The sequence below is a fragment of the Streptomyces toxytricini genome, from assembly GCF_014649915.1.
Classification (GTDB): Bacteria; Actinomycetota; Actinomycetes; order Streptomycetales; family Streptomycetaceae; genus Streptomyces; species Streptomyces toxytricini.
The window spans coordinates 1-251 of the sequence record NZ_BMTY01000044.1 but is presented as its reverse complement, the minus strand read 5'-3'; the positions used below and the strand labels follow the sequence as shown (position 1 = coordinate 251).

General features: G+C 57.4%; 1 other annotated feature (running past one end of the window).

What is annotated here, in order from left to right:
- Positions 1-251, top strand: a sequence feature (mutual gap in cmsearch alignment for this rRNA model is longer than 100); it begins 1,581 nt to the left of the window's first position.

Sequence of the window (251 nt, the reverse complement as noted above, 5' to 3'; positions counted from 1 at the left end):
GCTGTGATGGGTAGGGGAGCGTCGTGTGCCGGGTGAAGCAGCCGTGGAAGCGAGTTGTGGACGGTTCACGAGTGAGAATGCAGGCATGAGTAGCGATACACACGTGAGAAACGTGTGCGCCGATTGACTAAGGGTTCCTGGGTCAAGCTGATCTGCCCAGGGTAAGTCGGGACCTAAGGCGAGGCCGACAGGCGTAGTCGATGGACAACCGGTTGATATTCCGGTACCCGCTTTGAAACGCCCAATATCGA